This window comes from Streptomyces coryli (assembly GCF_011044975.1).
GTDB lineage: Bacteria > Actinomycetota > Actinomycetes > Streptomycetales > Streptomycetaceae > Streptomyces > Streptomyces coryli.
This window is the reverse complement of sequence record NZ_JAAKZV010000108.1, coordinates 1-25,573: the sequence shown is the minus strand read 5'-3', so window position 1 is coordinate 25,573 and position 25,573 is coordinate 1. Positions and strand designations below refer to the sequence as shown.

Genomic DNA, 25,573 nt, shown 5'->3' with positions numbered 1-25,573 from the left:
GGGGAGGTGTGGGCGGGGCGCGATCGCTCGCTGCGGCGGGATGTCGCGGTCAAGCTGCTCGCCATGCAGGACGCAGCGTCGCCGGACCTGCCGGCGCGCTTCGAGCGCGAGGCGGTGGCCGCCGCCCAGATCAACCACCCCAACGTGGTCGCGCTGTACGACCGCGGCGTCCACGAGGACATGCTGTTCCTGGTGATGGAGAAGGTCGAGGGCGGCAATCTGGCCGAGCACCTCCGTGACGAAGGGCCCATGGACCCCGACCGCGCGCTGGCCATCGCCGGCGAGGTCTGCGCTGCCTTGGATGCCGCGCACACGGCCGGTGTCATCCACTACGACATCAAGCCGCAGAACATCATGATCACCCCGGCCGGTGGCGTGAAGGTCGTGGACTTCGGCATCGCCGGATTCCTCCAGGCGACCTTCTCCGTGGCCCGCTCCTCCCAGCTGATTCCGGCGGGCACCCCGGAATACGGGGCGCCGGAGCAGTTCCTGTCCGAGCGCGGCAACGTACGCTCCGACCTGTACGCCCTGGGCGCGGTCCTCTTCGCCCTGCTGGCCGGCCATCCGCCGGTCACCGGGCACAACGCGCTGGCGCTCGTCCGCCGCAAGCTGGACGAGGACGCGCCGTCTCTGTCCGACGTACGCCCGGGGACACCGGCCGCGCTGGTTGTGCTGGTCGCGGAGTTGCTCGATCGGGACGCCGAGCGGCGGCCCGCGTCCGCCGGTGAAGTGCGGCAACGGCTGCGCCAACTCCGGGAGGACGCGGGCCGGACAACCGCGTTGGCGCAGCCCGCGGCAACCGTCCGGCAGCCGCCCCGCACCGTCCAGGAGAGCGACAGCGACGACACGTACACCTTCACCTGGACGGCGCAGGAGCCCCTGGCCGACTACCCCGGCACCATCGCAGGACTCGGTCGCAGCAGGAAGGCCACTCAGATCAGAGTGGCGGTCGCGGGCGTCCTCTGGGTCCTGATCGGGATGCTGGCCATCGCGGTGCTCAACTTCAACGCCGACGGCGATCGGGACGCCTGGGACCAGGCCACGCTCCAAGGCGTGATCGGCGTTGCCACCCTCGGGCTCGTCGGCTGTGTCGTGCACGCCGGCATCACCGGCGCCCGCGCCCGGGACCACGAACGACGGAGCAGCTGGACCCTCACCATCGGACCGCACCACATCCGGACCACCCACGGCAGCAGGCACAAGACGTACCCCTGGGAGCAGATCAGGACCGCAACTGTCGTGGCGATCTCAGGCACGTCACCCGGCGACGCCTACCTCGGACTGCACATCCGGCCGGAGTCCGGCAGGCTGCGCAACGCCGCGCCGCTCCCTGCCGGCTGGCCCGAGCCCCGGCCCGGCCGGCCTCGTCTCGGTGCCTCCAGCGCACCCGCGGCACGCCGCGACGCGCTGGTTCCCGTCTGCGTGCTCGGTCCCATGAACCCGGGCGACCGCTTCGATTTCGCCGAGGCGATGGAGAGGTACGGCGACCAGCGCTGGACCCCGACCGCAGCCCTTCAATGACCGCCTCTGCCGTCAGGCCGATTCGCGTATCACCAGCAGCGGTGGCGTGATCACCGGGGCCGGTGGGTCGTCCGTGCCGGCGCCTATGCGGGTGAGGAGCAGGGTGGCCATCATGCGGCCCATTTCCTCGACGTCCTGGTGGACGGTCGTCAGTGGTGGGTGGGTCCAGGTGGCGGGTTCGAGGTCGTCGTAGCCGACGACGGCGACGTCGTCGGGGACTCGGCGGTCGTGCAGCTGGAGGGTGCGGAGGGCGCCGGTGGCCATCAGGTCGGAGGCGGCGAAGACGGCGTCCAGGTGCGGGGCGCGGGTGAGCAGTTCGGTCATGGCGCGTTCGCCGCCCGCCGGGGTGAAGTCGCCTTCGGCGACCAGATCGTGGGGGGCGTCCGCGGGCAGTTCGTCGCGGTAGCCGCGCAGCCGGTCGACGGCGGAGGTCTGGTCCAGGGGCCCTGCGATGTGGGCGATGCGGTGGCGGCCGCGGTCGAGCAGGTGGCGGACGGCGAGGCGGGCGCCCGCGCGGTTGTCGGTGTCGACGAAGAGCGGGTCGCCGCCGAGGCTGTCCTCGCCCTCCCAGCCGGGGCGGCCGCCGTACACGACGGGCAGGTCGGCGGCCGCCGCGATGCCGGGCAGCGGGTCGTCGCTGTGCAGCGAGAACATCAGCGCGCCGTCCACGTGGCCGCCACCGAGGAAGCGGCCGATGCGGCCGTAGTCCTCGCGGTCCTCCACGTACAGCAGCACCAGCTGGGTGTCGGCGGCCGAGAGCGCGCGGCTGATGCCGCGCAGCTGCTGGGCGAAGAACGGGTCGGAGAAGACCCGGCTCTCCGGCTCCGCGATCACCACGGCGACCGCGCCGGTGCGCCGGGTCACCAGGGTGCGGGCGGCCTGGTTGGGTACGTAACCGAGCTCGGCGATGGCCTCGCGCACCCGCTCCTGCACCGCCGCGCGCACGTTCAGACCGCCGTTGACCACGCGCGAGACCGTGGCCCGGGAGACCCCCGCGCGGGCGGCGACGGCCTCGAGGGTGGGGCGGACGTCGTTCACGGTGAACTCCATGTGTGGTTGCGGGGGTTGACAGTGCACCGTCGTGTGGCATTGTGCCTGAACGAGCTTGAGAGCGCTCTCAAATCATCGTCAAAAACAACCGACAGAACCACTCCTCACCCCCCATCCCCGAAGAGGAGATTGGCATGAACTCGACATTACGGCGGACTCTGTTCGGCGGCTGCGCCGCCTTCGCCGCGATCGCAGCCCTCACGCTGCCCACCGCACAGGCGGAAGAGGAACCCCCCACCGCCCTCGCGGAGGTCTTCCGCGACGACTTCGACGGCGGCGCCGGCACCCCGCCCTCGGACGCGAACTGGATCATCGACACCGGCACGTCGTACCCCGGCGGCCCGGCCAACTGGGGCACCGGCGAACGCCAGACGTACACGGCGAACGCCGACAACCTGCAGCAGGACGGCAGCGGCAACCTCACCATCACCCCGCGCCGCGACGGCTCCGGCAACTGGACCTCGGCCCGCATCGAGACCCAGCGCACCAATTTCGAGGCCCCGGAGGGCGGCAAGATGCGCATCGAGGCGCGCATCCAGATGCCGAACGTCTCCGGCAACGAGGCGCTCGGCTACTGGCCCGCCTTCTGGACCCTCGGCGACGCGTACCGCGGCAACTACTGGAACTGGCCGGGCATCGGCGAGTTCGACATCATGGAGAACGTCAACGGGATCAACAAGGTCTGGGGCGTCCTGCACTGCGGCACCGCGCCCGGCGGCCCGTGCAATGAGAACAACGGCATCGGCGCGAACCGCGAATGCCCCGACTCCGCCTGCCAGTCCGGCTTCCACACATACGCGCTGGAGCTCGACCGCACCGGCGGCGACGAGCAGCTGCGCTGGTACGTCGACGGCCAGCAGTACCACTCGGTCTCCGAGTCCCAGCTCGGCGCCGAGACCTGGGCCAACGCCACCCACCACGGCCACTTCATCCTGCTCAACGTGGCGATGGGCGGCGCCTTCCCCGACGGCGTGGCGGGCCACGCGACCCCGACCGACGCCACCAAGCCCGGCGTGCCCATGGTCGTCGACTACGTATCCGTCCAGCAGAGCTGAGGAGCCGCGCCAAGTGATCACCCGTAGAACACTGCTCGGCGGCCTCGCCGCCACCGGAATCGCCGCCGTCGCCGCCCCCGCCTGGGGCGCCCGCGAAGCCGGGCCGACGGCCGCCTCCCTGAAGCTGAACGTCGTCAATCGCACCGGCCAGTACGAGAACGGCTCCATCCATCTCTACATCGTCGGCAACCAGGGCGACCGCCAGGTCCGCGTCACGCCCGACGGCACCCTCGCGCCCATCGATCTCGCCGACAACGGCTCCGACGGCTTCACGGACTACGCGATCCCGCTCGCCGGCAGCGGCGAGACGTCGCTGACGCTGCCCGCCATGTCAGGCCGGATCTACGCCGCGCTCGGCGGCAAGCTCAAGCTCAAGGCCGTCGCGGACGGCAACGACAAGCCGGCGCTGCAGTACCCGGCCGGCTGGGTCTCGGGCGACCCCAACTACGAGGTGCTGCACGACTGCATGGAGTTCACGCTCAACGACTCCGGAATGTTCTGCAACACCACGATGGTCGACATGTTCAGCGTGCCGATGTCCATCCATCTCACCGGCGCGGGCGACAAGACCACCGGAGAGCTGAAGGAGGGCGGCCGCGAGCAGATCTTCGCCGACGTGGCCGGGCGCGAGGGCTTCGACCGCCTCGTCCTCGGCGACAAGCTGCGGGTCGTCGCCCCCGGGCACGGCCTCGGCTCCGGGCTCTTCGACGAGGGGTATCTGGCCTCGTACATCGACCAGGTCTGGTCCGCGTACCAGAGCGCCGATCTGAAGGTGACGACCAACGCCGGGACCTTCACCGGCCGGGTCTCGGGCGATCAGTTCGCCTTCTCCGGACCTGCGGAGGTGGCCTTCAAGAAGCCGTCCACGCGCGACGTGCTCTTCTGCGACGGGACCCTCGCGGCGCCCAACGACGGCACCACGGGACCGGTCGCCGCCATCCTGGGCGCAGGCTTCAACCGCACCACGCTCCACAACCACGCCGATCAGCCGGTCACCGATCCGGCGCGCTTCTACCAGGAGGACGTCACCAACCACTACGCCCGCGCCATGCACGAGGCGTCCAAGGACGGCAAGGCCTATGGCTTCGCCTTCGACGACGTCTCCGGCTTCGCGTCGTACATCGAGGACAACGCGCCGCAGCAGCTCACGCTGACGCTGACGCCGTTCTGAGCCCCCGGGGCCGCCTCAGTAGGTCAAATACGGGGCCTTCCGTACGTACGTGTCGTCCTCCAGCTGCTTGAGGAGGAACTCGGCCGCGTCCGCCCGGGAGATCTTGCCCTTGACCTTCGAGGTGGCGGTCCCGGTGGCATGCTCGTAGCGCCCGGTGCGCTCGCCGTCGGTGAGCGCACCGCAGCGCACGATCGTCCAGTCCACGTCGCTCTCCTGGATCACGGCCTCCTGCCGCGCGGTGTCCGCGAAGGTCGGGCGCAGCAGCAGGGGTATCAGCAGCCAGCGGTACTTGGGGCCGAGCATCGGCCTGGTCTCGCCCATGCCGATGGTGGACTGGGCGACGAAGCGGCGGATGCCGGCCTTCTCCATGGCGGCGAGCATGTGGCGGGTGCTCTCGGAGCGCACCCGTCCCGCCTTGGTGGCCGTCGCCCCGATCGCACAGATCACGGCGTCCTGTCCGTCCACCGCGCGGGCCACCGCCTCGAATTCCAGGGCGTCGCCCTGGATGACGGTGAGTCCTTCGCGGGTGGGCCCGGCCTTGTGCGGGGCGCGGGCGAAAGCGGTGACCGTGTGCTGCTTTTCCAGCGCCTGGCTGACCACCTGGCGGCCGGTGCCGCCGGTGGCGCCGAAGACGGCGATCCTCATGGTGGCTCCCTCCGTTGGAGCCAGTTCAGCCTAGTCGCGTACGGACCGCCGGGAGCGCCGCCCGCAGGGGTAAGCGGCCCTGCGCACAAGGCTGTACGCGGGGGAGCGCAGGCCGCATCCCCCCGGTTCGTCAGGCTGCCGTCCGCTCGTCCAGCAGGCCTGCCGCGCGCAGGTCGTCCCACAGCGCCGGCGGGACCGGTGCGGCGAAGGCGGCGGCGTTGCGGCGCACCTCGTCCGCCGTGCGCATGCCGACGACGACGCCCGCGACCGCCGGGTGCTGGAGCGGGAACGCCATCGCCGCCTGCGGCAGCGTGACGCCGTGCGCCGCACAGACGTCCGCGAGGCGCTCGGCGCGGTCCAGCAGCTCCTGGCCGGCGGGCGCGTAGTCGTAGCGGGCGCCGGGGGCGGGGCGGTCGGTGGCGAGCAGGCCCGAGTTGAAGACGGACGCGGCGAGTACGGAGACGCCGCGCTCCACGCACGCGGGGAGCAGGTCGTCCAGGGCGCGGTGGTCGAGGAGGGTGTAGCGGCCGGAGAGCATCACCACGTCCGGATCGGCCTCGGTGACCAGGCGGGTGAGCATGGTGTTGTCGTACATGCCCGCGCCGACGGCTCCGACCACGCCCTGGTCGCGCAGCTCGGCGAGCGCCGGATAGCCGGTGCGCACCGCCTCGTCGAAGCGGCCCTCGGCGTCGTGCAGGAACAGCACGTCGATACGGTCCGTGCCCATGCGGACGAGGGAGTCCTCGACGCTGCGCAGGATGCCGTCGCGGGAGAAGTCCCACACCCGGCGGTGGGTGGCGGGCACCTGGAAGCTCTCGTCCATGCGGCCCTGCGGGTCCTGCTCGACCAGCAGCCGGCCGACCTTGGTGGAGAGGGTGAAGGAGTCGCGCGGCTTGTCGTGCAGATGCTCCCCGGTGCGGCGCTCGGAGTGGCCGATGCCGTAGTGCGGCGAGGTGTCGTAATAGCGGATGCCGGCGTCCCAGGCCGCGGCGAGGGCGGCGGCCGCGGTGGCGTCGTCGAGCGGCTCGAAGAGGCCGCCGAGCGGGCCGCCGCCGTATCCCAGCTGTGTGACCTCGACGTCGGTGCGGCCGAGCCGGCTGTGCTTCATGCGGTCCCCTCCCGTGGTGGCGTCACGGGGGCACATCCTGCCCAGCGGGCCGGGGGCCGTACAAGAGGGTTATTTGCAGGTGGTGTTCCGCTGCGGCAGCTTGCCGTCGAAGAAGTAGTTCTCGACGCTCTGGTGCACGCAGTTGTTCGGCTGGATGTAGGCGGCGTGGCCGTTGCCCTCGTACGTCAGGACCACCGAGCCGTTGTCGAGCGCCTTGGCCATGTCGGGGCCGCCCTTGTACGGGGTCGCCGGGTCGGCGACGGTCGAGACGAGCAGCGCCTTCGGGGCGCCGGGGGCGTCGACGAAGCGTGAGTTGTTGTCGCCGGCGATCGGCCAGCCGGTGCAGTTGAGCAGCTGGGCGGCGGAGAGCTGGGCGAAGATCGGCGTGATCTTCTTGAAGTCGTCGACGGCCTTGTCGAAGTCCTCGGGGCCGTAGCGCTTGCTGGTGTCGCGGCAGTTGATCGCGCTGTAGGCGTCGTCGCTCATCCCGTCGTCGGCGTCGCCGGCGTCCTCGTCCTCGGACTGGGCACGTACCGACGCGCCACCGCCGCCGCCGAGCCGCACGAGCAGCCCGCCGTTGCCCTCGGCGAGCTGGGTCAGCGACTGGCGCAGCAGCGGCCAGCCCTCCTGCTTGCTGTACAGCAGGTTCTTGATGGCGTTGACGAAGGTGGGCTGGTCGAGGTCGCCCCACAGCGTCGGCAGACTGGCGCCGTCGAGGTCCTCGAAGAGCTCGCGCAGCTCCTTCTGCGCCTCCTCGTCGTCGTCGCCGAGCGGGCAGGTCTTGCGCTTCACGCAGTCGGCGGTGAAGTTGTCGAGAGCCACCTGGAACGCGCGGGCGTTGGACAGCGCCATCTCCCGCGGGTCGTCCAGCGGGTCGACCACGCCGTCGAGGACCATCCGGCCGGACCGCTTCGGGAACTTGTGCATGTAGTTCGCGCCGAGCTTGGTGCCGTAGGAGAAGCCGAGGTAGTTGAGCTTGTCCTCGTCGAGCGCCGATCGCAGTACGTCCAGGTCGCGGGCGGAGTCCACGGTGCCGACCCAGGGGATGAGGTCGCCGGCCTTCTTGCCGCAGCGGGCGTTCGCCATCCGCTGCGCCCGGGCCAGCTGCCGGGCCTCCTCGCTGGTGCGGGGGGTGGCGTGCTCCTCCTGGAGGTCCTCCTCCTGGTCCGACGGCTTGCCGCAGCGCACCGGGGTGCTCTTGCCGACGCCGCGCGGGTCGTGGGCGACGAGGTCGTAGCGGGCGTTGAGACGGTCGAACCGGTCCGCCATCGTCGACAGGCCCTCGATGCCGGACCCGCCGGGACCGCCGAAGTTCAGCACCAGCGCGCCGAGGCGGTCGCCGGGTCCGGTGGCCTTGAGGCGGATCATGTGGAGGGTGTACGTGCCGCGGTCCGGGACCATGTAGATCTTGGGGACATCGACGGTGCCGCACTCGATCCGGTCGACGTACTCCGGCGGAATGCCGCCTGCCGCCTCCATGTCGTCGGCCATGTCCGGGCCGCACTTCTTCCAGTCGATGTTCTGTCCGTAGAAGTCGGCGAGCGGCCGCGGCTCCGGCTGTCCCGGCACCGCATGACCGGACGGGGCGAGCGCACCGCCGAGGAGCGCGGTGGAGGTCAGAAGCGTCAGCGCTCCGATGCGAAAGCGGCGTATCGCAGGATTCTCGCCCATATCGCAACGATAGGTTCGTGGCCAGTGGCCGCAATCCGGGTGCCGCCATCGGAGCGAAGCGCGGCACGCTGTGGGTGTCCCGGTCGTATATGAGCAGTTCAGCGGCCTAGCCTCCTGCAGGTTCCGGTACACCGAAGGAGGACGCGGATGCCCCTGCGCCGCTCGCACCGTCTGCTCGCCGGCGGCCTCGCCGCCACGGCCCTCGCCACCGCCGCCCTCGGCGCGGATCTCACCGCGGTCGCCGATGGGCCGCGCGACGCGGGGAAGGGCACGAACGTTCTGATCGTCGGCGTCGACGCGCGCAAGCATCTCAGCAAGAAGCAGAAGGACTGGCTGCACGTGGGCGGCAAGGAGTGCGACTGCACCGACGTCATGATGCTCGCGCACCTCTCCGCCGACGGCCGCCGGCTGAGCGTGCTCAGCATTCCGCGCGACTCGTACGTGCGCTTCGCGCCGCACACCGACCCCGGCGACGGCGAGCGTGGCTCCACGCACCCCGGGAAGATCAACGGGGCGTACGCGCACGGCGGCGCCGACCTCGCCATCCGCACCGTGGAGCAGGCGACCGGCCTCGGCATCGACCATTACCTGTCGCTCACCTTCGACGGCTTCACCCGCCTCGTCGACTCCTTCGGCGGCAGCAAGGTCTGCACCGAAAAGCGCCTCTGGGACGACTTCTCCGGCCTGCACCTGAACAGGGGCACCCGCGTCCTCGACGGCCGCCGCACACTGCGTTACGTCCGCACCAGGCACGTCGACCCGCCGGGCGACCTGCCCCGGATGCGCCGCCAGCAGCGGGTGGTCGCCGACGGGCTGGCCAGGACGCTGGCGTCCGGGCAGCTCGACGGTGTCAGCGGCCGTATCGACGCCGCCGCGAAACTGCTGCACGCGGCCCGCGCCAACTCCCTGACCGGCTTCGACGACCTGCTGCGGCTCGGCTACGCGGCGCGGAATCTGTCCACGGAGAAGACCGAGTTCGCGACCGTCCCGATCGCGGACGTCAACCACATGACGCCGCGCTGGGGTTCCGCCGTGAAGTGGGACGACGAGCGGGCGCAGCGTCTGTTCCGCGCCCTGCGCGCGGACCGCCCGCTCACCCCCGCCGACCGCCGCGACCCGCACGTCCGCGGCGACAGCGAGGGGCGGGCTAGCGCGGGCACCGACCTGCTCTGCACGGACTGATCACTCGGGCGCCGCGAAGGCGACGGTGATGTCCAGCCCGCCCTCGGGCCCGGGCCGGGCGGTCACCGGGGCGCCGTGCGCCCGCGCCACGGCGGCGACGATCGACAGCCCGAGCCCCTGCCCCTCCGGGCCGCCGGTGCGCTCCTCGTAGCGCTGGAAGGGCTGGAAGAGGCGGCCGATCCGCTCGTACGGGATGTGCGGGCCGCTGTTCACGACCCGCAGCACGGACCGTCCGGCGACGGTGCCGGTGGACACGCGCACCCAGCCGCCGGGGACGTTGTGCCGCACGGCGTTGCCGACCAGATTCGTCACCAGCGGCTCGATCAGCCGCGGGTCGCCCGCCGTACGGGCCTCCTCCAGGTGCCGCTCGACCGCGGCCCGGCCGTCCTCGCGCTCGGGGAGCAGCTTCCCGGTGAGCTCCGCCAGCTCCACCGGCTCCCGGCGGGACAGCCCGCGCCGGCCGCGGGCGAGGGTCAGCAGCGCCTCGATCAGGTGCTCCTGCTGCTCGCCGGCGGCCAGCACCCGCTCGCAGACCTGGCGCAGCGACCGGGCGTCCGCCTTGGGGTCCGCGAGCGCCACCTCCAGCATCGCCCGCTGCAGGGTGAGCGGGGTGCGCAGCTCGTGGGAGGCGTTCGCGACGAAGCGCTGCTGGGCGGAGAAGGCGGTGTCCAGGCGGCCGAGGAGGTCGTCGAAGGTGTCGCCGAGGTCCTTGAGTTCGTCGTCGGGGCCGGTGACGGCGAGGCGCTCGTGGAGATTGTCGTCGGAGATCCGGCGGGCCTTGTCCGTCATCGCGCTGACCGGCCGCAGCGCCCGCCCGGCCATCAGCCAGCCGAGCGCCACCGACACCGCGGCCATGATGGCGAGGGCGATGACGGACTGGGTGAGCAGCTGCTGCAGCATCTCCTCGCGCTGCTCCTTGCCCGGCGTCGGCAGCCCTTCCGGGAGCGGCTGCCCGACCGCCGGGGCACCGTCGCGCTTGGTTATCAGGTACTGCGGTTTACGGGCGGCGACCAGGACATACGTGATCGCCAGCAACCCCGCGCCCGACACCAGGAACAGCGCCCCATAAGTGAGCGTCAGCCGCAGCCGCACCGTCCAGCGGAAGCGGCGCGGGCGGGCGGGGTCAGATGCGATAGCCGGCATGGGGCACCGTCTCTATGACGGGAGGGTCGCCCAGCTTGCGGCGGAGCCGGCTGATGGTGACCTTCACGGTGTTGGTGAAGGGGTCGGCCGCGTGGTCCCAGGCGCGCTCCAGGAGCTCCTCGGCGGAGACCACGCCGCCGCGGGCGGACAGCAGCAGCTCCAGCACGGCCAGCTCCTTCGGGGACAGGTCGAGCCGGCGCCCGCCGCGACGGGCGAGGCGCTGCGCCGAGTCGAGGCTGAGGTCGCCGTGGGTGAGGACGGGCGGCACGGCCGGCTGGGAGCGCCGGGCCAGCGCCCGTACCCGGGCGATCAGCTCGGCGAAGGCGAACGGCTTCGGCAGATAGTCGTCCGCGCCGAGGGCGAGGCCGTCCACCCGGTCCTCGATCGCCGTGGCGGCGGTGAGCATCAGGATCCGGGCGCGGGCGCCGTGTTCGACGATCTTCCGGCAGACGTCGTCGCCGTGCAGCCGCGGCAGGTCGCGGTCGAGGACCACGACGTCGTAGTCGTGCACCAGCACGAAGTCGAGCGACTGCTCACCGTCGTACGCGACATCCACGGCCATGCCGTCCTGCCGCAGCCCGGTGGCCACGGTGTCGGCCAGTTCCCGGTGGTCCTCGACGATCAGCACGCGCATGCCGGACAGCATGCAGGAAGGGGCATAACACCGGCATAACAGCGATCGTTCCCGCGGTGTAACCGCCCGCTGAGCAGCCTGGGCCGCATGAATCAGTCACGGAAACGCAAGAGCGTGCGCATCCTGTCCATCGCCCCGCTGGCGGCCTCCGCCCTGCTGCTCGCCGGCTGCTCGGGCGGCACCTCGGAGGCGGACTCGGGGTCCGGGAAGTCCGGGGCGTCGCCGACCTCGCAGGCGGACAAGGGAATCGCCTACGCGAAGTGCATGCGGGAGAACGGCGTCAAGAACTTCCCCGACCCCGAGAACGGCCAGATCAAGATCACCCCGGGCAGCGGACTCGACATGAAGTCGCCGGAATTCCAGAAGGCGCAGGAGGCCTGCAAGAAGCTGTCGCCCCAGGGTGACGCCGGCGCCGGCGGCAAGATCGACTCGGCGAAGGCCGCCGCGTGGGCCGAGTGCATCCGCAAGAACGGCATACCCGACTTCCCCGACCCGGAGATCAAGGGCGGCGCGATGGAGATCGACCTCGCGGCCGCCGGTATCAAGCCGCAGGGGGACAAGTTCCAGAAGGCCATGTCCGCCTGCCAGAGCAAGCGTCCGCAGGGCGGCATGATGATCAAGGGTGGGGCACCGCAGTGAGCCCGCAGCAGCGAACGGACGAGGAAGCGTCCGGGGTGATCTTCGATTCCAGCGACGGTACGGCCGCGCCCGTATCACCGCCGCGGCGGCGCCGGCACCCGGTGCGTACGACCCTGATCATCGCGACCGCCGTGGCGCTGGCGACCGCCGGGGGAGTGGCCGCCACCGGAGCCCTCGGCGGCGAGGGCGACGAACCGGCGGCGACGGCGCCGTCCGGGCCGGAGCGGACCGCGGCGGTCGAGCGCAGGACGCTGACGCGGAGCGAGACGGTGGACGGCACGCTCGGGTACGGGGAACCGGACACGCTGCAGGCGCCGGGCGGCAGCCGTTCCGGCACGCTCACTCAACTCCCCGGCGAGGGCGACGTCATCAAGCGCGGCGAGAGTGTCTACAGCGTCGACCAGCAGCAGGTGCCGCTGCTGTACGGGGGCGCGCCGCTGTACCGCGCCCTGTCCAGCGGCAGCGAGGGCGATGACGTAGAGCTGCTGGAGAAGAACCTGGCGGCGCTCGGCTATACCGGCTTCACGGTGGATGAGGAGTTCACCGCGGGCACGGCCGAGGCCGTGCAGGAGTGGCAGGACGACCTCGGCCGCGAGGAGACCGGCAAGGTGGCGCCCGGCGACGCGGTGGTGGCGTCCGGGGCCCGGCGGGTCGCCGAGGTGAAGGCGCTGATCGGGGCGCCGCCGAGCGGCCCTGTACTGACCTGGACCGGCACCGAGCGGATGGTCAGCGTCGACCTGGACACGACCTACGAGGACCTGGTGAAGAAGGGCACCAAGGCGACCGTCGAGCTGCCCGACGGGAACTCCGCGGACGCGAAGGTCACCGAGGTCGGCAACGCCGCCACCGCCAAGCCGGAGGAGGGCGATTCCGGCTCCGGGAGCTCCGACGAGGCGACGCTGCCGGTCGAGCTGTCCGTACCGGACCAGAAGAAGCTCGGCCGCTACCAGGCCGCGCCGGTCGAGGTCACCCTCGCCGCGGACACCCGCAAGGACGTGCTCGCGGTCCCGGTCGCCGCGCTGGTCGCGCGCAAGGGCGGCGGCTACGCGGTGCAGGCGGTCGCGGCGGGTTCGGTGGAGCACCGGCCGGTGGAGGTCGGGCTGTTCGCGAACGGGATGGTGGAGATATCCGGCGACGGCATCACCGAGGGCCTGAAAGTGGGGATCCCCCGATGAGACCGCCCGTAGTCGACCTCGACGGGGTCGCCAAGACGTACGGCGATGTCGCCGCCCTCGCCGACGCCCATCTCACCGTCCGGCGGGGCGAGATGCTCGCGATCGTCGGGCCGTCGGGGTCCGGCAAGTCGACCATGCTCAACATCATGGGCACCCTCGCCCGCCCCACCGCCGGCACCGTCCGCATCGACGGCCACGCCGTCGACGACCTCTCCGACCGCGAACTGTCCGCGCTCCGCGCCCGCACCATCGGCTTCGTCTTCCAGTCCTTCCATCTGGCGGGCGGCGTCCCGGCGTTGGACGCCGTCGCCGACGGGCTGCTCTACAGCGGGCTGCCGCGCGGCGACCGGCGGCGGCTGGCGGAGGCCGCGCTGCGCCGGGTCGGCCTCGGCCCGCGGCTCTACAGCGAGCCGCACCAGCTCTCCGGCGGCGAGAAGCAGCGGGTGGCGATCGCCCGCGCCGTCGTCGGCGACCCGCCGCTGCTGCTCGCGGACGAGCCGACGGGTGCGCTCGACTCCCGCTCGGGTGCGGTGGTGATGGAGCTGCTGCACGAGCTGCACGGGGCCGGGACGACGGTTGTCGTGATCACCCACGACCGGGACATCGCGGAGTCGCTGCCGCGCGAGGTCCGGATCAAGGACGGCCGCATCGAGCACGACTCGGCGGCGCTGCGCCAGGAGGCGGTCGCGCGATGAGCACCCTCACTCCACCGCAGCCCGCGCCCTCGCCCGCGCCGGAGCCCTCGCCCGCGCGCCGCCCGAAGCCCGCCCGGCTCAGCCTCGCCGACGTGATCCGCACCGGCGGCTCGGGGCTGCGGTCCCGCCCGATGCGGGTCTTCCTCTCGGCGCTCGGCATCGCCATCGGCATCGCGGCGATGATCGGCGTGGTCGGCATCTCCACCTCCAGCCAGGAGGAACTCAGCCGCAAACTGGCCGCGCTCGGCACCAACCTGCTCACCGCGGAACCGGGGCAGTCCTTCACCGGCGAGCAGGCGCATCTCCCGGACGACGCGGTGCGGATGGCGCGCGCCGTCCCCGAGATGGAGTCGGTCTCGGCGATCGGCAAGACCGACGCGAAGGTCTATCGCAACGACCGCGTCCCGCCCCAGGAGACCGGCGGCCTCTCCGTCTACGCGGCCCGTACGGACCTGCCGGACACGGTCGGCATCGAGGTGACCGGCGGCCGCTGGCTGAACGCGGCGAACACCAAGTACCCGGCGGTGGTCCTCGGCTCCCGCACGGCGCAGCAGCTCGGGATCGATGAGGCGGGCCCGGACGCGCAAGTCTGGCTGGGAGACCGCTGGTTCACGGTCATCGGCCTGCTGGCGCCGAACGAACTCGCACCCGAGCTGGACTCGGCCGCCCTGGTCGGCTGGCCGGCCGCGGAACGCGAGCTCGGCTTCGACGGCTACCCGACGACGGTGTACACGCGGGCGGAGGAGGCCGCGGTCACCGACGTCCAGGAGATCCTCGGCGCCACGGTCAACCCGGAATCCCCCAACGAGGTCGAGGTCTCCCGCCCCTCCGACGCCCTGGCGGCAAAGCAGGCGACCGACGACGCGCTGTCCGGCCTGCTGCTGGGCCTCGGCGCGGTGGCGCTGCTCGTCGGTGGTGTGGGGGTGGCGAACACCATGGTCATCTCGGTCCTGGAACGCCGCGCGGAGATCGGCCTCCGCCGCTCCCTGGGCGCCACACGCGGCCAGATCCGCACCCAATTCCTGTGCGAATCACTGCTGCTGTCGGCCCTCGGCGGGGTCGGCGGCGTAGCCCTCGGCATCGCGGTCACCACCGGCTACGCCGGCTACCAGGGCTGGCCGACGGTCGTCCCGCTCTGGGCGATGGCCGGGGGAGTGGGCGCGACACTGATCATTGGCGGCCTCGCCGGCTTCTATCCGGCGGTACGAGCCGCGCGCTTGCCCCCGACGGAGGCCCTCGCAGCGGCGTGACTACGCGGCTGCCCGGGCTTACCAGCGGGGCGAGGTGTGCGGGGTGCAGTCGGGGTTGGCGAGGCGCATCCCGGTCTCGTCGTCGCGGTCGAGTACGACGCCGAGGCGCGGGGTGTCGGTGGTCGGATCCTCCAGGTATTCGAGTACGCCGGTGAGGCCGGCCGCGACCTTCAGGCTGGTGTCCACGCTCCAGCCGTGCACGGGCAGCCCGGTGGCCTTGCCCAGGGCGTCGAGCATGGTCACCTCGAAGGCCGAGGTGACGCTGAGGCGCAGCTGCCGGCGGTCGGCGGCCGGTCGTAGAGAGGGAGTCAGCGAAACGTCAATGGTCCGCGGACCTAGCCCAGCTCGCGGCTGAGCGTCACCTCCTCGTCGGCGAAGCCGAGTGCGGCGTAGAAGCCCCTCGCCGGGGCGTTCGCGGCGCCGGTCGTCAGGCGGATGCGGCGCAGGCCGCGCTCGCGGGCCCACGATTCGGCCGCGGCCATCAGGCGGCGGCCGATGCCCTGCCCCTCGGCCTCGCAGGCGACCGCGAGCTCGCCGACGTAGGCGTCCACCGCGCCGGTGAAGTGCCGCTGCTCGGTGATCGATACGACCCCGAGAACCCCGTCCGGCCCCGCGGCCACGTAAACCGCCGACCCGCCGGACGCCGCCGCGTCCAGCGAGCCGGCGAGCCACTGTTCGGCGGCCGCCAGCACCGCCGCCGGGTCCCGCCAGGGTGCCGCGCCCTCGGTGAGGCGTGGCGCCAGGGCCAGAATCCCGGGGCGGTCGGCTGCGGTTGCCGGGCGGACGGCGACGACCGTCATCCCGCGGCCTCGTCGGTGAGACGTGATCGCGCCTTCACGAAGGCGGTGACCGCGCGTTCGACGTCTTCTTCGGAGTGGGCGGCCGACAGCTGGATCCGGATGCGGGCCTGGTCCTTCGGTACGACCGGGTACGAGAAGGCGATCGCGTAGACACCCTCTTCCAGCAGGAGGTCGGCCATGCGGGCGGCCTTGGTGGCGTCGCCGATCATGACCGGGGCGATCGGGCGGTCGCCGGGAAGGATGTCGAAGCCCTCCGAGGTCATACGGGCCCGGAACGCAGTCGTGTTGGCGGCCAGTTGGTCCCGTAGGGCTGCCGAGTCCTCCAACAGGTCGAGGACCTTCAGTGATGTCGCCGCGATCACCGGGGCCAGGGAGTTCGAGAAGAGATACGGGCGGGATCGCTGCCGCAGCAGGGCGACGATCTCAGCGCGCGCCGCTACGTAGCCGCCCGACGCGCCGCCGAGGGCCTTGCCGAGGGTGCCGGTGATGATGTCGACGCGGTCGGAGACCTCGTGCAGTGCCGGTGTGCCCCGGCCGCCCGGGCCCGTGAAGCCGACCGCGTGCGAGTCGTCGACCATCACCATCGCGTCGTAGCGGTCGGCCAGGTCGCAGATCTCGCGCAGAGGCGCCACGTAGCCGTCCATCGAGAAGACGCCGTCCGTCACGATCAGCCGGCGGCGGGCGTCCGCGGACTCCTTCAGGCGCTGCTCCAGCTCCGCCATGTCGCGGTTCGCGTAGCGCAGCCGGCGGGCCTTCGAGAGGCGGATGCCGTCGATGATCGAGGCGTGGTTCAGCGCGTCGGAGATGACCGCGTCCTCGGCTCCGAGCAGCGTCTCGAAGACGCCGCCGTTCGCGTCGAAGCACGACGAGTAGAGGATCGTGTCCTCCTGGCCGAGGAAGCCCGAGAGGCGCGACTCCAGCTCCTTGTGCACCTCCTGCGTGCCGCAGATGAAGCGGACCGAGGCCATGCCGTAGCCCCAGCGGTCCAGCGCCTCGTGCGCGGCCGCCAGCACCTCGGGATGGTCGGCGAGGCCGAGGTAGTTGTTCGCGCAGAAGTTCAGTACCTCGCCCGCGCGGCCGCCGCCGGTGACGGCGACCGTCGCGTTCTGCGGGGTGCCCAGCACCCGCTCCGGCTTGTGCAGACCGGCCGCGCTGATCTCCTCGAGCGTCGCGCGCAGGTCGTCTCGTACGGACGTGAACACTTCTTACTCCTCACGCGGTCCAGTCGAGGATGACCTTGCCGCCGGTGCCGCTCGCCGCGTCGGCGAAGGCGGCCTCGAAGTCGGTGTACGGGTAGCGGCCGGTGATGACCGGGCCGAGGTCGAGGCCGCCCTCCAGCAGCACCGACATCGCGTACCAGGTCTCGAACATCTCCCGGCCGTAGATGCCCTTGATCGTGATCATGGACGTGACGATCGACGCCCAGTCGACGGCGAAGTCCTCCGACGGCAGGCCGAGCATCGCGATCCGGCCGCCGTGCGTCATGTTCGCGAGCATGTCGCGCAGCGCCTCCGGGCGGCCGGACATCTCCATGCCGACGTCGAAGCCCTCCCGCAGGCCGAGTTGCCGCTGCCCGTCGGCGATGGTCGCCTCGCCGACATTGAGCGCGAGGCTCACGCCCACTTCCCGGGCCAGCTCCAGGCGCTGCTCGCTGACGTCCGTGACGACGACGTTCCGCGCGCCCGCGTGCCGGGCGACCGCAGCCGCCATCAGGCCGATCGGCCCGGCCCCGGTGATCAGCACGTCCTCGCCCACGACCGGGAACGACAGCGCGGTGTGCACCGCGTTCCCGAACGGGTCGAAGACCGCCGCCACGTCCAGGTCCACCGGCACCCGGTGCACCCACACATTCGACGCCGGCAGCGCCACGTACTCGGCGAACGACCCGTCCCGGCCGACGCCGAGGCCGACGGTGGCGCGGCAGAGGTGGCGGCGGCCGGCCAGGCAGTTGCGGCACTTGCCGCAGACGAGGTGGCCCTCGCCGCTGACCAGGTCGCCGGCCGTGATCTCGGTCACCCCGGCCCCGGTGTCCACCACCTCGCCGACGAATTCGTGCCCGAGGACGATCGGCGTACGGACCGCCTGCTGCGCCCAGCCGTCGTAGTCCCGGATGTGCAGGTCGGTGCCGCAGATCCCGGTCCGCAGCACCTTGATCAGCACATCTCCCGGGCCTGGCGCGGGCTCCGGCACATCGGCCAGCCAGAGCCCGGGCTCGGCCCGCTCCTTCACGAGCGCCTTCACCGCTGCTGGCCTCCGTCGAAGTACGCCACCAGCTCGGGATCGAGCTCCGGCACGTCGTACGGAGTCCCGCCGTCGCGCAGCGACCGCGTCGCCATGTAGCCCGCCGCCACGCTCATCCGCGCCGCCACCGGCGACGTGTCCGTCGCCCCGCCCTCGCGGGCGAAGCGCACGAACTCGGCCATGAGCCGCGCGTCCGCCCCGCCGTGCGAGCCGCGCGCTTCGGGCACGCGGTGGACCACGTCGGCGTCGGAGCGGTAGCCGGTCGGGCCGGTGTTCCAGACGCGCACCTCGTCGCCCGGCCGGTCGCCGAAGTTCTCGAGCCGGCCCTCCGTGCCGATGACCGTGTAGTTGCGGAAGTAGTCGGGGGAGAAGTGGCACTGCTGGTACGCGGCCAGAACGCCGTTGTCCAGGCGCATGTTCATCATCGATACGTCCTCGACGTCGACGATGTGGTGCAGGTTCCTGCGCTCGGTCGGCGGCCACTCGTACTCCTCGAGCCAGCCGTCCGGACGCGGGGTGCCCGGCTCGCGGCGCGGCAGGTCGCCGTGCAGCATCAGCTCGCCGAGGGCGTTGACGCGGCTGGTGTAGCCGCCGGCCAGCCAGTGCACCACGTCCAGGTCGTGGGCGGCCTTCTGCAGCAGCAGGCCCGTGGTGCGGCGGCGGTCGGCGTGCCAGTCCTTGAAGTAGTAGTCGCCGCCGTACGAGACGAAGTGCCGCACCCAGACGGTCTTCGGCTCGCCGATGTCGCCGCGGGCGATGATGTCGCGCATCAGGCGGACGACGCCCATGTGGCGCATGTTGTGGCCGACATAGAGGCGGGTGCCGGTCTCGTGGGCCGTACGGAGGATGGAGTCGCACTGGTCCACGGTGATGCCGAGCGGCTTCTCGACGAAGACCGGCTTGCCGGCCTTGAGGACGTCGACGGTGATGGCCTCGTGCGTATCGTCGGGGGTGGCGACGATGACGGCGTCGATCGTGTCGTCGGTGAGCAGCTTCCGGTAGTCGTCGACCGCGATGGCGCCGTCGTAGCGCTGCGGGACGTCGACCCGTACGGCCGGGTCGAGGTCGGCGACGGCGGCCACCACGGAGCCCCTGCCGGGGCGGTGGGCGGCGGTGGCTATGGAGCGGCGGAGGCCGAGGCCGATTACGCCGATGCGGAGGTCGTGCGTCACTTACTTGCCCTTCTCGATGGCGCGCTCGTACTCGCGGCGGATCTTGTCACCGGCCTGGCGGCGCCACTTGGGCAGCATCTCCTTGCGGTAGGAGGAGATCGGCTTGCGGCCGGAGACGATGTCCTTGATGCCGTCCTGGAGCTCCGTGAGGGCGGACGCGCCCTTGGATGCGTCCGTGTCGGAGAAGTGGCCGGTGGCGGCGTTCGCCTTGCCGAGCTTCAGCAGTTCCACCTCGGTCGCGTGAATGCTCCGGGTGAGGTCGGCCTTGCCCGGGAGGTACAGCGACTGCGGGGCGTTGCCGAAGAAGTCGATGGGCTGGCGGGTGGTGAGCGCTTCGGCGTTGCCCTTCTTGGTGAGAATGACGTCGCCTTCCTTGTTGCGCTCCCAGTGGGTGCCCTCGATGCCGTTGTTCAGGAAGAGCCGCGTTTCGGTGCCCATGGGTGCGCTCATGTAGTCGAGCACCTTCAGCAGCGTCTTGATGCGCTTCTTCGGTACGTTCTTGCTGATCGCGGTGTAGCCGACCGAGCCGTAGCCGAGCAGCCAGCTCGGGTCCATCCCCTTCTCGGCGGCGAACGGCACGATGGTCTTCATCGGCCAGTCGTACATGTTGGCATCATTGAGGAACCCCGGGAACGACTGCACGTGCACACCCAGGAACCCGCCGCCCAGCTTCTCCAGGGTGGTGCGCAGATTGGGGTCCGGGTAGAAGAGCCCCGCCTTCTCGCACTTGACCGCGAACTCGAGACCGGCGAGATATGCGTCGGTCTCGTACATGTACGTGAGCTTGCCGTCCTGCTCCGCCCAGCCGTTGTGGATCCCGTGCCACATCGCGAACTGAAGGACGTGGTTCGCATAGGCCGGCTCCAGCACCCACTTCCTGCGCTTGGTGTCGAGCAGGTCCTTCGCCTTGTCGAAGAAGTCCTGCGCACTGTCGAACTCCAGGCCGCCGACCGGCTTCCAGAAGTCCTCGTTGGCGACGTACACCTGACCCATGCGACCGTACGGGACCGCGTAGCCCGCGATCCGCCCGTTCACCACCGCCGTCTTCCACGCGTAGGGCGGAATGTTCGCGAGGTTCGGGTACTCCTTCACCGCGTCCCCGGACAGGTACGGCGTCAGGTCGTGGAACTTCGCCTCCAGCAGCTGCGGGACATTCTTCAGGCCCTGGTTCGGCGGGAACCACATCAGGTCGGGGAGGTCGCCGCCCGCGATCAGTGCGTTGAACTTGGACCGGTAAACCGACTCTTCGCCGAGCCCGTTGACGATGGTCATGTTGATTTCGGAGCCGACGCGCTTGTTCAGCTCCTGCCAGTGGGCGTTGCGGTTCATCGCCGGCGGCATCGTGGTGAAGGTTTCGGTGAGCACGGAGATCGGCTTCCCGTCACCTGGCTTCTCGCCCTTCTCCGGCACCAGGTTCTTGGGGTAGCGGAGGTAGCCCGCGTCCAGGCCCTGCTCGTTGCCCGGCAGGTCGGGCTTCGGCACCTTGGCCGCGACGAACGTCGGCAGCTTCACCTTCTCCGACGCCGCCGCACCGCCACCCGTACCGGCGCCTGACCCGCAGCCTGTAAGCGCGGCTCCACCGGCGACGGCAATCCCGGCGGCGCCCGCCGCGCCTATGAACCCGCGGCGGTTGATGTTGTTCGAGGAGGACATGGGACTCCTAGGAAACGCGAGGGAAAGGGGGAGGTCAGGCCTTGATGGCGCCGGTCAGGACGCCCTTGACGAAGTACTTCTGCAGGAAGGGGTAGACGGCGACGATCGGGATGACCGCGAGGATCAGCACCGCCATCGACATCGAGGTGGAGGACGGCAGCGTCGCGACCCCGAGGGCCTTCGCGTTGAAGGTGTCGCCCTGCAGGACGTACGAGCGGAGCACGAGCTGCAGCGGCATTTTCGCGCCGTCGTTGATGTAGAGCATGCCGTTGAAGAAGTTGTTCCAGTACGAGACCGCGTAGAACATGCCGACCACCGCGATCACGGCCTTGGACAGCGGCAGGACGATCCGCAGCAGGATGCGTACATCTCCGGCGCCGTCGAGCCGCGCCGCTTCGTGGAGTTCGTCCGGGATGCCCTGGAAGAAGGCGCGGACGACCACGATGTTGAAGGCGTTGAGCATGATCGGGGCGATCAGCGCCCCGTACGTATCGATCATGCCCAGCTCCTGGATGACCAGGTAGTTGGGGATGATGCCGGGCGTGAAGAGGAAGGTGCCGAGGACCAGCATCAGCAGCGGCTTGCCGGCGACCGTGCCCGGCCGGGACAGGCCGTAGGCGAGGGCCACGGTGCACAGCAGGCTGAGTGCGGTGCCGATGAGGGTGATGCCGATGCTCACCATGGCGGCGCGGGTGACGACGCCGCCGGAGAGCACCACGTTGTACGACTCGAAGGTCGGGTTGGAGGGGAAGAGGACGTAGCCGCCGTTGGCCGCCAGCTCCTCCTTGGTGGCGAGGCTGGTGCCCAGGCACAGCAGGAACGGATAGCCGACGGCCACGATCATGCCGACGATGACCAGGAACTTCAGGCCCTGCGCCGTAATGCTGGGGCGCTCCATCCAGGCCGGGCGCTCCGCGTGCCGGCGGTCGCGCTTGAGGAACGCGGTCAGAGAAGCGGTGCTCATCGGTAGACCCCCTGCTCGCCGAGGCGGTGTGCGACCTTGTTCGCGAGGTAGATGAGGACGAAGCCGATGACGCCCTTCATCAGCCCGGCCGCGGTGGACATGCCCCAGTCGCCGTCGACGACGCCGTGGAAGTAGACGTAGGTATCCAGGACTTCCGAGGCCTCCTGGCCGACGTTGTCCCGCTGCAGCAGGATCTGCTCGAAGCCGACGGTGAGGATGTCGCCGAGGCGCAGGATGAGCAGCATGATGATCACGGGGCGGATGCCGGGGAGCGTGATGTGCCAGATCCGGCGCCACCAGTTCGCGCCGTCCATGGCCGCCGACTCGTACAGCGAGTTGTCGATGTTCGCCATCGCGGCGAGGAAGATGATCGCGCCCCAGCCGGCGTCCTTCCAGATCGCCTGCGAGGTGATGAGGAGGAAGAACGTGTCGGGGTTGTTCATGACGTTCCCGACGCCCACGCCGTGGTCGTTGAGGAACGAGGTGACGGTGCCGGCGCCGCCGAGGACCTGCTGGAACATGCCCACGACCACCACCCACGACAGGAAGTGCGGGAGGTAGACGATGGTCTGCATCAGCCGGCGGGTCTTCGTGCTGATGAGGGAGTTGAGGAAGAGCGCGAGCGCGATCGGCGCGGGGAAATAGAGCATCAGCTGGACGGCGCTGATCTCGATGGTGTTCCAGACCGCGGTCCAGAACTCCGGCTCCTGCACCAGCGCCTGGAAGTTCGCCCAGCCGACCATCGGGCTGTTCTTGAAGCCGAGATACGGCTGGTAGTCCTGGAAGGCGATGACGTTGCCGGCCAGCGGCAGATAGAAGAAGACCGCGAAGTAGAGCACGCCCGGGATGCACAGGAACAGCAGCATCTTGTCCCGGCGCAGCCGCTCCTTGAGCGGTCTGCGGGCGGCCTTGCGGCCGGCGCGCCGCTTGGGCTTCGCGGCGGGCCCCTGGTCGTCGTCTTCCGGTGGGGCGGGGTGGGGCACGACCGAACTCGGGGATGCTGACGCTGCGGCCGACACGAGTCACCTCCGGCGTCTGTATCAGGGCGCACGGAAGCGCGCCGAGGGCATGAGGAAGGGGGACCTCGGGACGGCCTGATCCGGCCGTCGGGAGATCCCCCGCATCCTGCAACGCTGCGCGCGCCCATGACAAGAGGTGCTTGTTAACTCTTTGTTTGTTGCAGTTTCGAGCAGGGAGCAATCATGCCTGGATGACGGTGATGCCCCGGTCCTCGAACTCCTTCGCCTTCTCCGGCTCCCGCGCGTCCGTGACGAGGGTGTCGATGGCGGCCGGCGCGCAGATCCGGGCGAACGCCTTGGCGCCCAGCTTCGTCGAGTCCGCGACCACGACGAGGCGCCCGGCCTGCTCGGCGAGCAGCGCGTTGATGTTCGCTTCATGCTCGTTGCGCGCACTGGCGCCGCGGTCGGCGTCGACCGCGTTCACGCCGAGGAAGGTGATGTCGAGGCTGATCTCGCGCAGGATGTGCCCGGCGAGCGGGCCGACCAGCTCGTACGAGAGCGGCATGGCGACGCCGCCGGTGGTCACGACCTTCACGTTCGGGCGGACGGCCAGTTCGTTGGCGATGTTGAGCGCGTTGGTGACGATGGTGACCGCGGGCTCGTCGCCGGGCTCGGAGTCGGCGAAGTCGCTGCGGGTGGCCAGCGCGCGGGCGACCTCGGTGGTGGTGGTGCCGCCGTTGAGGCCGACCACCATGCCGCGCTCCACCAGCGCCGCCGCGGCCTGCCCGATGCGCGATTTCTCCGCGGAGTCGCGCACGGATTTGTAGCGCAGCGGCAGGTCGTACGCGACGTCGTTGGGCATCGCACCGCCGCGGGTACGCACCAGCAGCCGCTGCTCGGCGAGCTGGTCGAGGTCGCGGCGGATGGTGGCCGCGGACACGTGCAGTTCCGCGGCCGCGCCCTCGACGTCGAGCTGCCGTCGCTCAGTGAGCAACCGGAGCAGCTCACTGTGCCGTTCGTACCGATTCACCCTCGCGCACCTCTCTCCTGGCCCTCCGTGGCGTCCCGCCAGGGGTTACAGCATCCCACCGGGTCCGTGGAAGTCGGCTCTGACCAGCAGAAGTGTCATCCGGATGCTTGATGCTGTTCGAAACTCTTGCTTAGCATGCATAATCAAGCAGCACATCCACCATCACGCATCCTCACGCACGGGAGTGGTACATGCATCACGTAGCGACAGAGCTCGCCGACCAGCCCGAGTGCTGGCGGCGCGCGGCCGGCATAGCCGCCGAGCACGGCGCGGCCCTGCCTCAGCCCGGCGAGCGGACCGCCTTCGTCGGCTGCGGCACCTCGTACTTCATGGCGCAGGCCGCGGCGGCGCTACGGGAGGGCGCGGGGCTGGGGGAGTCGGACGCCTTCGCCGCCTCCGAGTTCCCCGCGGGCCGCCGCTACGACCGCATCGTCGCGCTGTCCCGCTCCGGCACCACGACCGAGGTGCTGCGGCTGCTCGACCAGGTGCGCGGCGGCGCGACCCGGACGACCGCGATCACCGGCGATCCGACGACGCCCGTGATGCAGGCCGCCGACGACGTCGTGGTGCTGGACTTCGCCGACGAGCGCTCGGTGGTGCAGACCCGCTTCGCCACCTCGGCGCTGACGCTGCTGCGTGCCCACTTCGGGCTGCACAGCGACGCCGTCGTGGAGGACGCGGAACTGGCGCTGGTCGAGCCGCTACCGCCGGCGCTGCTGGCGTGCACGCAGTTCAGCTTCCTCGGCAACGGCTGGACGGTGGGCCTGGCCAACGAGGCGGCGCTGAAGATGCGCGAGGCCTCGCTGTCCTGGACCGAGGCCTACCCGGCGATGGAATACCGCCACGGCCCCATCTCCATCTCCACCTCCGGCACCGCCACCTGGATGATCGGCCAGGCCCCCGACGGCCTGGAAACCGAGGTGCACGCCACCGGCGCCCACTGGGTCACCGGCGGCCTCGACCCCCTCGCCGAACTGGTCCGCATCCAGCGCCTCGCCCTCGCCCTGGCCGAAGCCCGCGGCCTGGACCCGGACGAGCCGCGCCACCTGAGCCGTTCGGTCATCCTCAGCCCGGTGGGGTGACGGCCTACTGGTAGACGGCGGCGATCCCGACCTGCTTCAGCGACGCGGCGCCCTTCGCTTTGTAGGCGATGGTCCATACGGGACCGCCGGTGTCGGGATCGCCGTAGGCGTACCCCTGCGGACAGCCGAAGTTGAGGCGCTTGCCGCCGACGGTGGTGGTCGCCCCGCCCATGTAGCCGCAGGTCTGCCCGTTGGCGAGCTTGATCCGGTACGCGCCGGTGTACTCGCCCGGCGCCGGGGAGTTCCCGTACTCGTCGGGGTCGGGGAGCTGCTGCGCGAGCTCGAACCGCAGCATCTTCTTCGGTGAGTCCGCCATGCAGAGTACGTCGTGGTGCTGCGCGTCCATCGGACCACCGGTGAAGCATGGGTCCAGGATCTGTCCGTCGTCGGCGTTGCAGCGCCAGGCGTCCGGGCGCCCGGACAGCGTCAGGGAGCCGCCGCCGCAGCTGCCGTATGCGCGGCCGGTGATCTCGATGCCGGCGGCGGGCTTGGCGCCGATCTCGTCCCACGGGGTGAGCTGCGTGACCCGCGTCGGGCCAGGGGCGGTGGTGGCCGGACGGCTGGCGGAGGACTTCGCCGGTGCGGGGCGGTCGGTGCCCGTGGAGGCTGCGTCGTTCCCCTCGTCCGGACCGTCGATCAGCCCGTAACCGCCCAGGACGAGGCCTGCCGCCAGGGCGAGGACGACGGCGACGCGGGCCGCGGTCCGCCGGCCGCGACGCGGGGCGGCGGACCG

24 protein-coding genes and 1 pseudogene are annotated in these 25,573 nt (G+C 70.9%); 9 read left to right on the top strand and 16 right to left on the bottom strand.

The features are described from left to right. The coding region (locus G5C51_RS22940; protein ID WP_165240053.1) for a serine/threonine-protein kinase at nt 1-1,521 on the top strand (1,521 nt) is incomplete at its 5' end. A 12-nt stretch (nt 1,522-1,533) separates the two neighbouring features. Here the strand turns inward: G5C51_RS22940 and G5C51_RS22935 are convergent. Next, nucleotides 1,534-2,571, bottom strand: coding sequence for a LacI family DNA-binding transcriptional regulator (locus G5C51_RS22935; protein WP_165240052.1), 1,038 nt, complete (start codon nt 2,569-2,571; stop codon nt 1,534-1,536). 134 nt (nt 2,572-2,705) lie between these two features. Here G5C51_RS22935 and G5C51_RS43175 point away from each other — a divergent pair, with 134 nt between their 5' ends. Beyond that, nucleotides 2,706-3,626, top strand: coding sequence for a glycoside hydrolase family 16 protein (locus G5C51_RS43175; protein ID WP_165240051.1), 921 nt, complete (start codon nt 2,706-2,708; stop codon nt 3,624-3,626). Between the two features lie 13 nt (nt 3,627-3,639). Continuing rightward, a complete protein-coding gene (locus G5C51_RS22925; RefSeq protein WP_165240050.1) occupies nt 3,640-4,797 on the top strand; it encodes a beta-1,3-glucanase family protein in 1,158 nt (385 codons plus the stop codon). Nucleotides 4,798-4,812: 15 nt separating this feature from the next. Here G5C51_RS22925 and G5C51_RS22920 read toward each other — a convergent pair whose 3' ends face one another. The 3 genes from G5C51_RS22920 to G5C51_RS22910 form a co-directional block, all read right to left on the bottom strand. Beyond that, nucleotides 4,813-5,442, bottom strand: coding sequence for an NAD(P)-dependent oxidoreductase (locus tag G5C51_RS22920; protein ID WP_165240049.1), 630 nt, complete (start codon nt 5,440-5,442; stop codon nt 4,813-4,815). Between the two features lie 130 nt (nt 5,443-5,572). Next, the gene (locus G5C51_RS22915) at nt 5,573-6,550 is read right to left on the bottom strand and encodes an aldo/keto reductase (RefSeq protein ID WP_206314214.1); all 978 of its coding nucleotides are present in this window, start codon (nt 6,548-6,550) and stop codon (nt 5,573-5,575) included. A 69-nt stretch (nt 6,551-6,619) separates the two neighbouring features. Continuing rightward, nucleotides 6,620-8,221, bottom strand: coding sequence for an alpha/beta hydrolase (locus G5C51_RS22910; protein WP_165240048.1), 1,602 nt, complete (start codon nt 8,219-8,221; stop codon nt 6,620-6,622). A 147-nt stretch (nt 8,222-8,368) separates the two neighbouring features. Here G5C51_RS22910 and G5C51_RS22905 point away from each other — a divergent pair, with 147 nt between their 5' ends. Beyond that, the gene (locus G5C51_RS22905; RefSeq protein WP_165240047.1) at nt 8,369-9,403 is read left to right on the top strand and encodes an LCP family protein; all 1,035 of its coding nucleotides are present in this window, start codon (nt 8,369-8,371) and stop codon (nt 9,401-9,403) included. Here the strand turns inward: G5C51_RS22905 and G5C51_RS22900 are convergent, their stop codons facing one another. Together G5C51_RS22900 and G5C51_RS22895 are read right to left on the bottom strand one after the other, a co-directional pair. Continuing rightward, nucleotides 9,404-10,546, bottom strand: a complete 1,143-nt coding sequence (locus G5C51_RS22900) for a sensor histidine kinase (protein ID WP_165240046.1) — start codon at nt 10,544-10,546, stop codon at nt 9,404-9,406. It lies immediately after the preceding gene. Beyond that, on the bottom strand, nt 10,527-11,180 hold the full coding sequence (locus G5C51_RS22895) for a response regulator transcription factor (protein ID WP_165240045.1): 654 nt from the start codon (nt 11,178-11,180) through the stop codon (nt 10,527-10,529). Before G5C51_RS22895 ends, G5C51_RS22900 begins: the two co-directional genes overlap by 20 nt. 87 nt (nt 11,181-11,267) lie before the next feature. On the opposite strand from G5C51_RS22895, the gene G5C51_RS22890 reads away from it, so the two are divergent. From G5C51_RS22890 to G5C51_RS22875, 4 genes are read left to right on the top strand one after another with little or no spacing between them, the layout of a single operon-like run. Then, nucleotides 11,268-11,819 carry a hypothetical protein gene (locus G5C51_RS22890; RefSeq protein ID WP_165240044.1) on the top strand — a complete coding sequence of 184 codons (552 nt, stop codon included), beginning with the start codon at nt 11,268-11,270 and terminating at the stop codon, nt 11,817-11,819. Then, nucleotides 11,816-12,994 carry a peptidoglycan-binding protein gene (locus G5C51_RS22885; RefSeq protein ID WP_338118266.1) on the top strand — a complete coding sequence of 393 codons (1,179 nt, stop codon included), beginning with the start codon at nt 11,816-11,818 and terminating at the stop codon, nt 12,992-12,994. The genes G5C51_RS22890 and G5C51_RS22885 overlap by 4 nt, the downstream gene beginning before the upstream one ends. Next, nucleotides 12,991-13,689, top strand: coding sequence for an ABC transporter ATP-binding protein (locus G5C51_RS22880; RefSeq protein ID WP_165240043.1), 699 nt, complete (start codon nt 12,991-12,993; stop codon nt 13,687-13,689). Before G5C51_RS22885 ends, G5C51_RS22880 begins: the two co-directional genes overlap by 4 nt. Continuing rightward, nucleotides 13,686-14,939 carry an ABC transporter permease gene (locus G5C51_RS22875; RefSeq protein ID WP_165240042.1) on the top strand — a complete coding sequence of 418 codons (1,254 nt, stop codon included), beginning with the start codon at nt 13,686-13,688 and terminating at the stop codon, nt 14,937-14,939. Before G5C51_RS22880 ends, G5C51_RS22875 begins: the two co-directional genes overlap by 4 nt. A gap of 18 nt (nt 14,940-14,957) precedes the next feature. Here G5C51_RS22875 and G5C51_RS22870 read toward each other — a convergent pair whose 3' ends face one another. The 9 genes from G5C51_RS22870 to G5C51_RS22830 all read right to left on the bottom strand — a co-directional run bounded on the left by G5C51_RS22870 (nt 14,958) and on the right by G5C51_RS22830 (nt 23,758). Continuing rightward, nucleotides 14,958-15,176 (bottom strand): hypothetical protein, encoded by a 219-nt coding sequence (locus G5C51_RS22870; protein ID WP_165240033.1) that lies wholly within the window; start codon nt 15,174-15,176, stop codon nt 14,958-14,960. A gap of 98 nt (nt 15,177-15,274) precedes the next feature. After that, nucleotides 15,275-15,739, bottom strand: a complete 465-nt coding sequence (locus tag G5C51_RS22865) for a GNAT family N-acetyltransferase (protein ID WP_165240041.1) — start codon at nt 15,737-15,739, stop codon at nt 15,275-15,277. Then, the gene (locus tag G5C51_RS22860) at nt 15,736-16,941 is read right to left on the bottom strand and encodes a glycine C-acetyltransferase (RefSeq protein ID WP_165240040.1); all 1,206 of its coding nucleotides are present in this window, start codon (nt 16,939-16,941) and stop codon (nt 15,736-15,738) included. The genes G5C51_RS22865 and G5C51_RS22860 overlap by 4 nt, the downstream gene beginning before the upstream one ends. 10 nt (nt 16,942-16,951) lie before the next feature. Then, complete coding sequence (tdh, locus tag G5C51_RS22855) at nt 16,952-17,980, bottom strand: L-threonine 3-dehydrogenase (protein WP_165240039.1); 1,029 nt, start codon at nt 17,978-17,980, stop codon at nt 16,952-16,954. After that, on the bottom strand, nt 17,977-19,152 hold the full coding sequence (locus tag G5C51_RS22850; RefSeq protein ID WP_165240038.1) for a Gfo/Idh/MocA family oxidoreductase: 1,176 nt from the start codon (nt 19,150-19,152) through the stop codon (nt 17,977-17,979). The genes tdh and G5C51_RS22850 overlap by 4 nt, the downstream gene beginning before the upstream one ends. Further along, nucleotides 19,153-20,805 carry a type 2 periplasmic-binding domain-containing protein gene (locus G5C51_RS43170; RefSeq protein WP_240929863.1) on the bottom strand — a complete coding sequence of 551 codons (1,653 nt, stop codon included), beginning with the start codon at nt 20,803-20,805 and terminating at the stop codon, nt 19,153-19,155. 34 nt (nt 20,806-20,839) lie between these two features. After that, nucleotides 20,840-21,769, bottom strand: a complete 930-nt coding sequence (locus G5C51_RS22840; RefSeq protein ID WP_165240037.1) for a carbohydrate ABC transporter permease — start codon at nt 21,767-21,769, stop codon at nt 20,840-20,842. Beyond that, nucleotides 21,766-22,752: an ABC transporter permease gene (locus G5C51_RS22835; protein WP_338118265.1), complete on the bottom strand. Its 987-nt coding sequence runs from the start codon at nt 22,750-22,752 to the stop codon at nt 21,766-21,768. Before G5C51_RS22835 ends, G5C51_RS22840 begins: the two co-directional genes overlap by 4 nt. Before the next feature lie 217 nt (nt 22,753-22,969). Further along, on the bottom strand, nt 22,970-23,758 hold the full coding sequence (locus G5C51_RS22830; protein ID WP_165240036.1) for a DeoR family transcriptional regulator: 789 nt from the start codon (nt 23,756-23,758) through the stop codon (nt 22,970-22,972). A 191-nt stretch (nt 23,759-23,949) separates the two neighbouring features. On the opposite strand from G5C51_RS22830, the gene G5C51_RS22825 reads away from it, so the two are divergent. Continuing rightward, nucleotides 23,950-24,840: an SIS domain-containing protein gene (locus G5C51_RS22825; protein ID WP_165240035.1), complete on the top strand. Its 891-nt coding sequence runs from the start codon at nt 23,950-23,952 to the stop codon at nt 24,838-24,840. Nucleotides 24,841-24,844: 4 nt separating this feature from the next. On the opposite strand, the pseudogene G5C51_RS22820 reads toward G5C51_RS22825, so the two are convergent. Then, nucleotides 24,845-25,573 (bottom strand): annotated as a pseudogene (locus tag G5C51_RS22820) (hypothetical protein); the annotation flags it as partial.